We start from the raw sequence: 11995 nt of genomic DNA, 5'->3' as shown, positions 1-11995 counted from the left end.
GTGGCCGCACACACTCAGAACAGCATCGCGCCTGAGGGGCAGCCCGCCCCTCAGAGTTCCGAACAGAACGCCGCGCAATATGCTGTGGACGTACAGGCCCTTTCCCGGCGGCACGATGCCCTGTTGCGGCGTCGTGCCCCCTGGGACGCGGCATGGCAAAGCCTGGCGGATCATTTTTTGCCCACGCGCTGCCGTCTGAATCCGCAGGTGGACGCGGCGGAAGAAGGCCCCATGCTCAACCGGGGGCTTGTGGACGCCACTGGCATTCTGGCCATGCGTACGCTGGCGGCGGGCCTTCAGGGCGGCCTCACCAGCCCGGCAAGGCCGTGGTTCCGGCTGAGCCTTGATGATGCCGATCTGGCCCGCAGCCGCCCCGGTCAAGCTTGGCTGGACGAAGTCGCCAACCGGATGCGCACCGTGTTTCAGCGGTCAAACTTCTACAATGCCATGCACACCATATATGGCGAACTTGGCACCTTTGGCACGGCCTTTGTTTTTGAGCTGGCCGACCCACAGCACGGCTTCCGCTTTATCCCCTTGTGCGCGGGAGAGTACGCGCTGGACTGCGATGCAACGCGGCGGGTGGACACGGTGTTCCGCCGCAGCGCCATGACCCTGCGCCAGATCGTTCAGGCATTCGGCCCCTCGGCCTTGCCCGAAACCCTGCGCGAGGCGGCCCGTCGCAATCCCGAGGAGCGGCGCAACGTCATTCAGGCAGTCTATCCGCGCGAAAACACGCAGCACGGGCTGGCTGACGCAAGCCGCATGCCCGTTGCTTCCGTCTACTGGCTGGAAGGACGCGACGGCAACCGCCATGCCCTTAAGGTTTCAGGCTTTCGCTCCTTTCCGGGCTTTGGCCCGCGCTGGGATGTGGCGGGCAACGATGTGTACGGGCGTTCGCCCGCCATGGACGCCCTGCCCGACTGCCGCATGCTGCAACAGATGGGCGTCACTACGCTCAAGGCCATCCACAAGGCGGTTGACCCGCCCATGAGCGTAGCTGCGGGCCTGCGCTCCGTAGGGCTTGATCTCACCCCCGGCGGCGTCAACTACGTGGACAGCGCGCCGGGTCAAAGCCCTCAGGCGGCAACGCCCCTGTTGCAGATAAACCCCGACCTCGCCACCGCACGGAAGGCCATGGAGTCGGTTCAGGATCAGATACGCAAGGGGCTGTACAACGACCTCTTCAAGCTCATCCTTGACGGACGCAGCGGTGTAACAGCCAGCGAAATCGCAGCGCGGGAGGAGGAAAAGCTGGTGCTCGTTGGCCCTGTGCTGGAGCGCCTGCACGATGAGCTGTTCATTCCGCTCATGGACCGCACCTTTGAATGCATGCGCGATCTGGACATGCTGCCGCCGTGCCCGCCAGAGCTGGCGGGCCGCCGCCTGCGCGTGGAGTTTGTATCCCTGCTGGCGCAGGCCCAGAAGCTGGTGGGCATCAATGCGGCAGACCAGTACATGGCCCTGACCCTCAAGGCGTCCAGCGCTTGGCCCGAAGCCCTGGACACCCTCAATGTGGATCATCTGCTGGATAGTTATGCGGAAAGTCTGGGCCTGCCCGTGAGCCTCACGCGCTCGCCGGAGGAACGCCAGCAGTTGCGCGCCGCCAGGGCTGATGACGCCCAGACGCAGGCCATCACAGAAGCCCTTGGCAAGGGGGTGGATATGGTGCGCCAGCTCTCGCAAAGCCCGCTTTCCGGCCCGGACGGCAAACAGGGCAGCGTGCTGGACGGCATCACGCGGCTGCTGCGCAATGCCCTGCCGGGAGGACTTGCCCGCGCTGAACATACGAAAAAGGCACAGGCAACAGGACAGGCGGCGCAGCGGGACGAGCCTCAGGGCGCAAAACCGGAGGAACATCGTTGATGGATGTTTTTGCCCCATATGAACAGGTCAAACAACAAGCGCATCAGCATACCGCCAACCGCGCCCAGACGTTCGATGCGGCCATGCGGGCCGCAGTGGATGCGCTAATGGCCCAGCCTCAGGGCCGCGTACTGCTGCGCTGGCTGCTGCATCTGTGCCGCAACTTCAGTGCCGAGGATGTGGGCAATGCACCCGAATCCTGCCAAAGCGCACGCCTTTTTTACGCAGAGGGCCAACGCATGATCGGCATGCGCCTTATGCGCCTCATGCAACAGGCAAACCCCGGGCATTTGCCCAAGCTGCTGCAAACCAAGGAGAACGATGCTCATGATCTCGACACCTTCTGAGGCTTCCTCCACTGCCGAAAACGCCTTTTCCTCTGCGAACGGTTTGTCCGGCGCAGACCAGAGCAATGGAGGAACAGGCGGCACCGCCCCTGCCGCCGCAACGCCACCGACTGCCGCTGGCGCAGAAAATCCCGCCCAGGCGAATGAACAGGCCAAGTCACAGACCCATCCACAGGCTGACCCCTTCGCCCAGCGCCTGCGCGAGCATGAGGCAGGCCAGCGCCACCAGTGGCAGGAGCAGGTCAACAAATGGCGCAAGGAGGCCACGGAAGACCCGCAGATCGGCGGCGCAAACCTGCCCGCCACTGTTGCCCGCGCCCAGCTTGCTCTTGACCGGTTTGATGAAAGCAAGCGCATCGGCCAACTGCTGGAACAGACCGGCTACGGCAACAACCCTGACGTGCTGCGCTTTTTCAACCGACTTGCCGATGCCCTCATGGAGGACGGGCTGGTGCAGGGACAGGCGGGCGGCTCCATGCCGCCGCTTGAAGAGCGCATGTACGCGGGCTGGAGTTCGCGTAGTGGAAGCATCTGATATACGCCCCTGCAAGTAGCATGGCCCAGCAACAAAATTTCTTGAGCAACCTGCAAACAGACGAGGGTATTATGGCTAATTCCATGGGTTTGGTGGTGTCCCTGGCCGAGATGGAGCAGTTCTACCGTGGCGACAAGGCCGGGCAGATCATCGAACTGATGAACAAAACCAACGACATCATGGACGATGTGCTCTGGATGGAATCCAACCAGAGCGATGGCCACCTCACCCGCATCCGCACCGGGCTGCCCGAAGTTTACTGGCGCAGGCTGTATCAGGGCACGCCGCCCTCCAAGTCGCAGTGGAGCCAGGTCAAGGAAGGTTGCGGTATCCTTGAAGCCATCATGGAACTGGACGTGGAAGAACTGCGCCTCTACGGCAGCCGCGACAAAGCCTTTCGCATGAGCGAAGGCGTGGCCTTTGCCGAAGCCATGCGCCAGAAAGTGGCCACCACCCTCTTTTACGGCAACAGCAATCTGAATCCTGATGAATTCAACGGCCTTGCCATGCGTTATCCCGCCCTGGACGCCAAAAACGTGCTCGACGCGGGCGGGCGCGACGAGGGCGGCTGCACCTCCCTGTGGCTTGTCTCTTGGGGCGCGCAGTCGGTGCATGGCGTCTACCCCAAGGAGAGCAACGGCGGCCTCTCGCACGAAGACCTCAAAACCTACATGGCTCAGGACCCGGACGGCCGCAAATATCAGGTGGTGGGCGACAAATACAACTGGCGTTGCGGCCTTGCCGTGCGCGACTGGCGCGGCATCGTGCGCATCGCCAACCTGCCCGTGGCCTCTCTCGGCAAGCGCAAGGGGCAGAGCGGCTTTGTGGATATGCAAAAGCTGACCATCGAGGCCAAGAACCTCATGCCCCAACACTTGCGCCAAAAGGCCGTATGGTATGCCAATGCCGACGTGCTCACCGCCCTTGAGTTGCAGAATTCCGATGCGGGAAACGTGCAGTTGCAGTACGGCGAATTTTTTGACTCCAAGGCCGTGCCTGTGCTGCATGGTCGCCCCGTGCGCCAGTGCGACGCCGTGCTCTCCAGCGAAGGCGTGGTGGCCTAGCCACAATCTTTTGTAACGCGCGGAAGCCCTTGCCGGAGCTTCCGCGCAGTACCCAGCCTTTTCTTTCGCTGCTCTTCACCTATTCCGCCAAAGGAGTTTTCATGGCTATTATCGACCGCAACTCCGTGTTTTTTGAAGGCCCCCTTACCGCCAACGCCACGGGGCAGCCTGTGGCCCTTACCGGCCTGAAGCTTCCCGGACGCATGGAGCCCATGCCCCTGCGGCTTTCTGTTACCGAAGCTTTTGCCCCGGCTGAAACGCAAAGCCTCACCATCTGCATGGAGGAGGCGGATCACGCCGACGGCCCCTGGGCTGCCGTTCCCGGCGCTTCGGTGACGGTGCACAACCCGACGGAAGCTCCCGGCCTCGGCCTTGGCGCGCGCCCTTACCTGCGATTTTTGCCCCAGGGCGTGCGCAAGAGCTGGCTGCGTCTGACCTTCGCCGTCACGCCCGTTGACGGTAAAACAGTAAGCAAGGGACGCATCTTTGCTGCCCTCACGCGGGAGGAAGACCTGCCCTACGAATCTGCCATCATGGCTGGCTAAAACACAGCCCGTCAGTCTACAGCCTCCGGCCCCCTGCGGGGCAGGCCGGAGGCTTTTTCTCCACTTCATCACAGGAACTGCCATGACCATCAGCCAGATAAGCGTGTGGAACCGCGCGTTGGGCTTCCTGGGGACGCGCAGTGTTGCCTCGGAGCAGGAAAATACGCCAGAGGCCCTGCAATGCCGCCTGTATTGGGATTCCGCCCGGCGACAGGTGCTGCGCGATTTTCCCTGGAGTTTTGCCCAGCGCAGAACATGGATGGCCCTTGTGCCGCTGCCCGAAGGCTATGCGCCGGAATTCCGTTTTGCCTACGCCCTGCCCGATGACTGCCTCAAGGTGCACGAGGTGCGCCACGAGGGCATTACGGCCCGCCCCTTCTGCCTTGCGCAGAATGCTGCGGGCGATGGCTCGCTGCTGCTCACCGATGCAGCGCGCGCCCTTGCCCTGTACACGGAAGATGTGCGCAACAGTCGCCTTTTTGATGACCTCTTCGCGCACATGCTGGCCCGCAAGCTGGCAGCTCTCATAGCAGCCCCATTGCTTAAAGGCAGCAGCCAGAAGGCAGCCGAGCTGGAGCAGCTCTACGCCGCAAGCTTGCCCCCGGCCCGCAGCGCCGCCGCGTCTGAACGCAGTGACCGCCCTGTGGAAGACCCCTGGCTTGCCGTGCGCTGAACGCGCCCAGCAATCACAGCAAAACCCGCAAGGAGCGAGGTATGACCCTGCCATACAGCCCCAGCCGCGCCGTGTATGAAGGCAATGGCGCAGCAACATCCTTTCCCTTTGCCTTCAAGGTCTGGAGCACAGACCAGCTTAACATCAGCATCACATCGCCCAAAGCGGAAACCTCCCCTGCCCAGGGCTGGACAGCCAGCATCGGCGAGAGCGGCGGCACCGTGACCTATCTGCACAATGGAGCGCCCCTGCCCGCAGGCTGGCGGCTTGCCATAGTACGCAACATGCCCTTTGCGCAGGGCATAGACCTCATATCTGCCTCACGCTTTGATCCGCAAGTCATAGAAGACGGGCTGGATCAGGCCACAGCGGAACTTCAACAACTGAACGAAAAACTCGCGCGCGCCGTCATTATGCCTGCCACCAGCGGCAAATCGCCGGAAGAAGTGGTTGCATCCATCTATGCCAGCCGTGACGCAGCAGCCCAAAATGCCACCACCGCCGAGCACTTTGCCGCTGCCGCAGCGGCGAGCGCAGCCACAGCCGCTCAAACGGTTGCCAAAGCGGCAGAAGCAAGCGTGAGCGCCGCCACTGCACAGGCTGATATTGCAGCGGCAAGCGCCCAGACTGCCCAAACTGCCGCATATGCGGCGCAACAGGCCGTGCCGGACAACTTGCTCAGCCGCATGGCAGGCGCGGAATCAAAAAACACCCGGCAGGATGCGCGGCTGGATGCTGCGGAGCAAGGTATCACCGCCATCAGCACAACCCTGATCGGTAGCGTTATGAGCGTGATGGCGGCAGAGGGCTACGTGCCCAACGGCACTGTTCCGGCCGATGGCTGCGAGTACACGCGTGAGCAGTTCAGGGAGTTTTACGACACGTATCTTGCTGGCGGCAAACTACTCACCTGCACATATGCCGCCTTCGCCGCCCAGGTGGCATTGACGGGCAACTGCGCCAAATTCGCATTGGACACCACAGCCCAAAAGTTCAAGGTGCCGCTGCTGAAAAACGGCGATTCCATCACGCATGCCGCCAGTGCCGCAGAGCTGGGTAAGAGCGTCAAGGCCGGGTTGCCTAACGCAACGGGTACCTTGGGTTATATCTTTGGGCGTGATTCCGGCACAACCTATAGTGTTCATTCTGGAATTTTTGCGCAGGCAAGCGAAACTACCAGATTTGCAGGTGGGGGTGGGGAGGCCTCTGTAGTGTCCGTGGACTTGTCACGAAGTAGTGCTATCTACGGCAACTCCACCACAGTCACCGATGAACAGGTACGCCTGCGGCATTTTGTCGTTCTGGCATCCGCGCAGAACAGCGCCAGCGTGTTCGACTGGTCGAATTACATGGCAGGCCTGGCGGGCAAGGCCAACCTGGATATGGATAACCTTACGGCAGCAGGTTCCGGCAAAGTGGCGAACTACGCTAAGCTTAGCCAGCGTGCAATTTCAATTGTATTTCCCGGTTATGGTCAGTGGACAGCAGCAGCACCTGCTAGTGGTTGTATAAAGCTTGTGGGAATATCCACTGCAGCTGGACAATATTTACGCGGGTCACGAGCCTCATATACGTTTGACCATATAGTGTGGGCATCTGGCGCGTCGCAGACTTGCATTATTGAGGTTCCGGTTCGTAAAAATGATCCAGTCTTTGTTGAAGGGAATATGCCAAACGGTCTGGCGGCACAGTTCACTTACGATGAGGGGGCATTTTGATGTCTACATACGTAATTAAAAATGCCGCTGGTGATATTGAGATGTGGGACGCGCAGCCATTCCCCGGCAGTGTCAAGATGGATTATGAGGTGGTGCGTGGATGGGATGGCAAGCCGTATAAGGCCGGGGAAGAACCGCCACGGCCTGCGGAAGCTATCTTTGAATCCCTGCGCGCCGCTCGTGATGTGCGGCTTGCAGCTACGGACAAGTATCTGCTGGCCGACTACCCTATCCGCGCGGACAATCTGGCGCTTGTCAAGACATACCGGGCCGCCCTGCGCGCCCTGCCCGAACAGTCCGGCGCGCCGTGGGACGGCGGCGGCGAGGCTACGCCGTGGCCCGATGCTCCTTGTACTTTGCAGACGGAACAGCCATGCGCATAGCCCTGCAAAACTTTACTGGCGGTGAAATATCGCCCACGCTCTCGGCCCGGTACGATCTTTCCCGTTACCGCAACTGCGTTGCCTGCATGGAAAACATGCTCCCCGGCCTGCATGGCGATGTGGCCCGGCGGCCCGGCACCCGCTTTCTGGCTGAGCTTGGGGCGTATTCCGTGTTGCTCCCCTTCACCTTCAGCGCGCATCCAAGTCAGAATTTTCTTCTTGTTTTTGGCGAAAAAACCCTGCGCGTTGCAACAGTTTCCGGATTCTCCACGGCACCTGTCATGGCGACCCCCTATGCGGCGGAAGATCTGCTTTCGCTCTGCCACGCGCAGGTGGGTGATGTGGTCTATCTGGCCCACCAGAAATATCCGCTGCACAAAATAGTACGGCGCGACGCACCGGGTGGAAACTATACCTGGAGCCTGGAACAGGTAAAACTGAACACATCCCTGCCCGTCCCCGCCGCACCCACGCTGGCCTTTACTGGCAGCGGCGGTTCATACACCCTGCGGTACAAGGTGGCGGCGGTGGATGGCAACGGCAGGCAGTCCCTCGCCTCGCCAGCAGGTGAATGCAAAGGCGCGCGGCACCCCTCCGACTGGGTGGTGGGCAACAGCACAACCATAAGCTGGCCTGCCGTTCAAGGCGCTGCGGAATATAACGTTTACCGCGAGGAAGCGGGCTACTTCGGATTTATCGGCGTTGCCTCCGGCACCAGTTTCAGCGACCAGAACTACAAGGCCGACACCACAGACACGCCTCGCGAAGACTGGAATCCTTTTGCCGACAACAATAATCCCGGCGTGGTGGCCTTTCACCAGCAGCGCATGGTGCTTGCCGCCACCCCCGGCACGCCGCAGGCATTTTACATGTCTCGCACTGGAGATTTTGAATCCTTCCGCAAGTCGCGCCCCTTGCAGGATGATGATCCGGTGGAATACCTCATCGCCTCCGGCTCCATAGACTCTGTAACCTGGGTTGCCAGCTTCGGCGATCTTCTGGTGGGCACCTCCGGTAGCGAATACAAGGCCAGCGGCGGCGATGGATCGGCCATCACGCCCCAGAAGGTCAGCATCACCGCCCAGTCGTACTGGGGCAGCGCGGGGCTTGCACCCATCATCATCGGCAACTCGGTGCTGCATGTGCAGCGCCACGGCTCGCGAGTGCGCGATCTTTTCTATTCGCTGGAAAAAGACGGCTATTCTGGCAACGATCTTTCCATTCTTGCCCCTCACCTGTTTGAGGGGCACACCATCAAACAGTGGGCCTATCAGCAAACTCCCGGCTCAACTATCTGGTGCGTGCGCGATGACGGCCTGCTGCTGGGTTTTACCTACATGAAGGAGCACGACATCTGGGGATGGTCGCGCCATGTGACAGACGGCGAGGTTATTTCTGCCGCAACAGTGGCGGATCAGGACGGCGACGCGCTGGCCCTTGTGGTGCGCCGCACCATTGCAGGCCGGACGCGCTATTTTCTGGAGCGGCTGGCCCCGGTCTGGGCCGACAGCCAGCCCATTGCCGAAGCCTATTTTGTGGATTGCGGCCTTGGCATCCGCACAGATACGCCAGCTTCAACCGTGGAAGGCCTGGATCATCTGGAAGGCTGCGCGCTTTCCGTACTGGCGGACGGCAGCCCTGTGGAGGGCTGCGTGGTGCGTAATGGCCGCATAGAGCTGCCCTACGCGGCCTCCGTGGTGCAGGCAGGCCTGCCGTATGTATCAGTGCTCTCCCCTCTGCCTGTTGAGGGTGACTTCAATTCCGGCACGACACTGGCGCAAGGGCGGGCCTACGGTTCCTGCTCGCTGCGCCTGTATCGTAGCGTAGGCGGGCAATACGGCCCAAGCCGCAACGAACTGTACGACCTGCCCTTCATGCCGGAGCACTGGGGCGAAGCCGTGCAGCCATTCTCCGGCGACATCACCTGCGCTCCCAGCGGCGGTTGGGACAACCAAACGAGCATCTGGCTGGTGCAGCGGCGTCCCCTGCCCTTTCGCCTTCTTGCGCTCACGCTGGACATAACCTTTGCCTGACACGGCAGGAGCAATCCATGCTGACCATAGCAACAGAAACATTTTCGCAGGTAGCCGCAGAAGCGGAACAACTCGCCGCCGCCCACTGGGATGAGGTGGAAGCCGCCCTGCATGACGCACAGCGTTACCGACTTGATCATGAACGCTATGCCAGCCTTGAACGGCTGGGCATGCTGCACATCAGCGCCGCACGGGGGCTTGCCGAGGACGACCACGGCGCAACCTCCAATACTTCCGGCGCTCCACTGGCAGGCTATGCCGTCTTTACCCTGGTGTCTTGCCCGCACTGCCCGCAAACTCTGCTGGCGGCTCTGGACGGGCTGTATCTTGCCCCTGGCGCACGCGGCGGCCTGTTTGCCCTGCGGCTGCTGCGCCACGCGGAGTCGGCCCTTGCCGCGCGCGGCGTGAACCTTGTGCAGTACAGTTCGCCAGCGTCCCGCCCCTGCCATGCGCTCTACCGCCGCCTTGGAGCGCAGCCCACGGAGACCATCTGGCACAAAACCCTGCCGCCAGCGCCAGCCAAGGCCGCAGGAACAAAGGCCGCAGGAACAATTGAGGAGGACAGCTAATGGCCATTGCAACCAGCACCGCCGCCATGATCAGCGCAGCCGTGGCCCTCGCCGGGGCAGCAGCCGGAACCGTGAGCGCCGTGCAGCAGGCAGAAAACCGCCGCCAGCAGACGGAATACCAGTCCGACCTTGCGGCCCGCAACGCCCAGCAAGCGGAACTGAGCGCACAGGCGGCAGACGAGGCCGCCCGGCAGGAACGCCGCGCAGGATACGAAGCCGCGCAGGCCAAGCGGCAGGAGGCGGCTCGCATCATCGGCGCGCAACGCGCTCAGGCCGGGGCATCAGGAGCGCAAACCGATGCAGGCTCCACACTGGATAAAGCCCTGGACACCGCCGAAAAAGGCGAACTGGACGCTCTCTCCGCCGAGCAGCAGGGGCAAAGCAGGGCTCATTCGCAAGACATGCAGGCCTGGAGCCTGCGCAACCAGTCGGCTGTGTCGGCATCCAACGCCGACTTTGCCGGCTCGCGCGCCGAAACGGATTACCTTGGCCTGAGCAGCACCCTGCTCAACGGAGCCTCCCGCGTGGGCCGCAACTTTTACACCATCGGTTCACGCGGCCCGCTGCTGCCGTAGGCCACCTGTCACTGCCATGCCTATAAGCCCCTGCCGTTCCCTTTCGGGCGGCAGGGGCCTTTTGTTGCTGTTTATGGAAAGCCCCGCGTAATGCCAGACAAAAACACGGCATTTGCCTATTGACGATGCGCGGCCCGATATTACTTTTTATGGGCAGGCGTTGTGAACAGGTGTATTCTGGACGCACGTCAAGGAAACGACCCGACGGGGAGCACGCATCATGGCAGTATCGTACAAGGATTATTACAAACTTCTGGGAGTAGAGCGCGCAGCGAAAGCCGAGGAGGTCTCCAAGGCTTACAAAAAGCTGGCCCGCAAATACCACCCCGACCTCAATCCCGGCGACAAGCAGGCAGAGGAGAAGTTTAAGGAAATCAACGAAGCCTATGAAGTGCTCAAAGACCCGGAAAAGCGCAAACTGTACGACCAGCTTGGCCCCAACTGGCAACACGGCCAGCAGTTTCAGGGCGAACCGGGCTTTGAGAATGTGCATTTCACGTTCAACGGCAAAAATTTTGACGGTTCGGGCTTTTCAGACTTTTTTGAAACCCTGTTTGGCGGCGGTGGCCAGTATGGCGGCGGCGCTCAGTTCGGCGGCCCCTTCGGCGGGCAAGCTGGCGGGCGCGGGGCCAATTTTGGCCCTGATCCCTTTGGCGGATTTTCGTCCCGTCAGCGGCGTGGCCGCGATGTGGAGGCGGAGCTGGCCCTGAGCCTTGAAGAAGTGATGCGCGGCGGCCCGCGCTCCGTGTCCATCAACATGCCCGCAGGTTCAAAGACCCTTGAGGTCAATGTGCCCGCCGGCATCCGCGAGGGGGCAAAACTGCGCCTCGCCGGGCAGGGCGACCCTGCGCCGGGCGGCACGCCGGGCGACCTCTTTTTGCGGGTGCGCTATCTGCCCCACCATGTTTTCAAGGTGGACGGAGACAACCTGCAATGCGATCTGACCCTGGCCCCGTGGGAAGCAGCTCTGGGCGCGCGGGTTGAAGTGCCTACCCTTGAAGGCAGCGTAGAAATGCAGATTCCCGCAGGCTCCAGCTCCGGGCGCAAGTTCCGCCTGCGCGGCAAGGGCCTGGGCGCTGGCGACAAGCGGGGCGACCTGCTGGCAAAGATCATGATTCGGGTTCCCGCCCAGATCACGGACGAAGAACGCGATCTGTGGAACAAGCTGGCCGAGATATCAACATTCAAGGCCCGCGCGTAGGGAACAATCAGGCAGCCGCCAGCGGACACCCCCGGCGGCTGCGCAGGGTTTGCATGCATATTCCAGCGGCGCCGCCGCAGGCGGCAACCGATACGGTTACTGGTGGAGGACACAAATGAGCATGACCCCGAAAAAACCTTCACTGCCCGTGCCTTCAACGGTCATGGTCTGGCAGGAATTCATTGAAGCCACAGGCATAGCGCCGGAGCGGCTTCAGGAACTGATGGGCCTTGGCTGGATTGAAGCCCGCACCAGCGCGGCGCAGGATTTCCTTTTTCGCGATGTAGACATCTACCGTGTACGCAAGCTTGAGCGCATCTGTTGCGACTTTGAGCTGCCCGTGCTCGGCGGCACTATTATTGTGGATCTTCTGGAGCGCATAGATTCTCTGGAACGCAGGGTGCAACGCCTGCAGCATTTTGAAGACGAATAGCCGGTTTGAGAGCATGCAGCCTCCCGGCCAGAAATAACAAAATTTTGCCCGCC

Annotated in this window: 13 protein-coding genes; all 13 read left to right on the top strand. The window is 61.6% G+C overall.

Annotation, left to right across the window (positions count from 1 at the left end):
• The 13 genes from JMF94_RS04905 to JMF94_RS04845 all read left to right on the top strand — a co-directional run bounded on the left by JMF94_RS04905 (nt 1) and on the right by JMF94_RS04845 (nt 11942).
• A complete protein-coding gene (locus tag JMF94_RS04905; RefSeq protein ID WP_240824047.1) occupies nt 1-1866 on the top strand; it encodes a portal protein in 1866 nt (621 codons plus the stop codon).
• Nucleotides 1866-2213: a hypothetical protein gene (locus tag JMF94_RS04900; protein ID WP_240824045.1), complete on the top strand. Its 348-nt coding sequence runs from the start codon at nt 1866-1868 to the stop codon at nt 2211-2213. The genes JMF94_RS04905 and JMF94_RS04900 overlap by 1 nt, the downstream gene beginning before the upstream one ends.
• Nucleotides 2194-2748, top strand: a complete 555-nt coding sequence (locus JMF94_RS04895) for a hypothetical protein (RefSeq protein WP_240824044.1) — start codon at nt 2194-2196, stop codon at nt 2746-2748. Before JMF94_RS04900 ends, JMF94_RS04895 begins: the two co-directional genes overlap by 20 nt.
• A gap of 71 nt (nt 2749-2819) precedes the next feature.
• Nucleotides 2820-3812 (top strand): major capsid protein, encoded by a 993-nt coding sequence (locus tag JMF94_RS04890; protein WP_215647161.1) that lies wholly within the window; start codon nt 2820-2822, stop codon nt 3810-3812.
• Nucleotides 3813-3913: 101 nt separating this feature from the next.
• Nucleotides 3914-4357, top strand: coding sequence for a hypothetical protein (locus JMF94_RS04885; protein WP_240824042.1), 444 nt, complete (start codon nt 3914-3916; stop codon nt 4355-4357).
• 82 nt (nt 4358-4439) lie between these two features.
• The gene (locus JMF94_RS04880; RefSeq protein WP_240824040.1) at nt 4440-5030 is read left to right on the top strand and encodes a hypothetical protein; all 591 of its coding nucleotides are present in this window, start codon (nt 4440-4442) and stop codon (nt 5028-5030) included.
• A 41-nt stretch (nt 5031-5071) separates the two neighbouring features.
• Complete coding sequence (locus JMF94_RS04875; RefSeq protein ID WP_240824038.1) at nt 5072-6748, top strand: hypothetical protein; 1677 nt, start codon at nt 5072-5074, stop codon at nt 6746-6748.
• Nucleotides 6748-7131, top strand: a complete 384-nt coding sequence (locus JMF94_RS04870; RefSeq protein ID WP_240824036.1) for a phage tail assembly chaperone — start codon at nt 6748-6750, stop codon at nt 7129-7131. The genes JMF94_RS04875 and JMF94_RS04870 overlap by 1 nt, the downstream gene beginning before the upstream one ends.
• On the top strand, nt 7122-9164 hold the full coding sequence (locus JMF94_RS04865) for a hypothetical protein (RefSeq protein WP_240824035.1): 2043 nt from the start codon (nt 7122-7124) through the stop codon (nt 9162-9164). Before JMF94_RS04870 ends, JMF94_RS04865 begins: the two co-directional genes overlap by 10 nt.
• A 17-nt stretch (nt 9165-9181) precedes the next feature.
• A complete protein-coding gene (locus JMF94_RS04860; protein WP_240824033.1) occupies nt 9182-9733 on the top strand; it encodes a GNAT family N-acetyltransferase in 552 nt (183 codons plus the stop codon).
• Nucleotides 9733-10308: a hypothetical protein gene (locus JMF94_RS04855; RefSeq protein WP_240824031.1), complete on the top strand. Its 576-nt coding sequence runs from the start codon at nt 9733-9735 to the stop codon at nt 10306-10308. The genes JMF94_RS04860 and JMF94_RS04855 overlap by 1 nt, the downstream gene beginning before the upstream one ends.
• A gap of 220 nt (nt 10309-10528) precedes the next feature.
• The gene (locus tag JMF94_RS04850) at nt 10529-11509 is read left to right on the top strand and encodes a DnaJ C-terminal domain-containing protein (protein WP_240824030.1); all 981 of its coding nucleotides are present in this window, start codon (nt 10529-10531) and stop codon (nt 11507-11509) included.
• A 115-nt stretch (nt 11510-11624) separates the two neighbouring features.
• A complete protein-coding gene (locus tag JMF94_RS04845; protein WP_192113666.1) occupies nt 11625-11942 on the top strand; it encodes a chaperone modulator CbpM in 318 nt (105 codons plus the stop codon).
• Nucleotides 11943-11995: the final 53 nt, after the last annotated feature.

Source organism: Desulfovibrio sp. UIB00 (assembly GCF_022508225.1).
In the GTDB taxonomy this organism is placed as follows: Bacteria; Desulfobacterota; Desulfovibrionia; order Desulfovibrionales; family Desulfovibrionaceae; genus Desulfovibrio.
The sequence above is the reverse complement of the archived record's forward strand: the minus strand, read 5'-3'. Positions and strand labels throughout refer to the sequence as shown.